The organism is uncultured Pseudoteredinibacter sp. (assembly GCF_947500695.1).
In the GTDB taxonomy this organism is placed as follows: Bacteria; Pseudomonadota; Gammaproteobacteria; order Pseudomonadales; family Cellvibrionaceae; genus Pseudoteredinibacter.
The window spans coordinates 1-203 of sequence record NZ_CANMSS010000051.1 but is presented as its reverse complement, the minus strand read 5'-3'; the positions used below and the strand labels follow the sequence as shown (position 1 = coordinate 203).

Genomic DNA, 203 nt, shown 5'->3' with positions numbered 1-203 from the left:
GCGCTTAAGGTGCCGTTTCCAAGATCCGGTTTCTCCGGCGCTACAGTGTCCACGGTAATCGTGTAAGGACCCGTTACTGGACTCTCTTGACCATTGGCCGCTTTGGCATCGGCGTAGAAGTTGTACTCACGATCATCAAGTGCTTCTGCAGCGGTTGGTGTGTAGCTCCAGTTACCCTGACCATCACTGGTGGTTTCGAATAA

At 52.7% G+C, this 203-nt stretch carries 1 protein-coding gene; it reads right to left on the bottom strand.

The genetic code is table 11. The features are described from left to right. A partial coding sequence (locus Q1A08_RS21450; RefSeq protein WP_299776439.1) for a hypothetical protein occupies positions 1-203 on the bottom strand: 203 nt, incomplete at both ends.